This is a genomic window from Frankia sp. Mgl5 (assembly GCF_023242985.1).
Taxonomy (GTDB): domain Bacteria; phylum Actinomycetota; class Actinomycetes; order Frankiales; family Frankiaceae; genus Parafrankia; species Parafrankia soli.
This window is the reverse complement of the sequence record NZ_JALKFY010000092.1, coordinates 1-279: the sequence shown is the minus strand read 5'-3', so window position 1 is coordinate 279 and position 279 is coordinate 1. Positions and strand designations below refer to the sequence as shown.

The window sequence follows — 279 nt, the reverse complement described above, 5'->3', positions numbered from 1 at the left end:
GATCCGTACCGGTTTTTCCCCGTAGTATTGAAAGCTTAGACCATTGACTGTAGCGGATTGGAGCGGGGAAGCCTTCCACAACGACGGAACCTGCCATACTGCCCCGGGAAAAAGCACCGGTTTTTGCTTTGTACCGCTCCCTTGTCCTTGCGGAGTGAGCGGGCTGTGGGAATAAATTGCTGGCAACACCAGCAATAATACTGCCGCCGCCACAACCATGCTGCCCCACCAGCCAATGCCAGGGAGCCTTTTTTTCCGTTTCGTCCGCTCCCATACCTT

The 279-nt window shown here is 54.8% G+C and carries 1 protein-coding gene; it reads right to left on the bottom strand.

Annotated elements, in window-relative coordinates; genetic code table 11:
• Positions 1 to 279: hypothetical protein (locus MXD62_RS08510; protein ID WP_248828844.1), on the bottom strand; the 279-nt coding region annotated here is incomplete at both ends.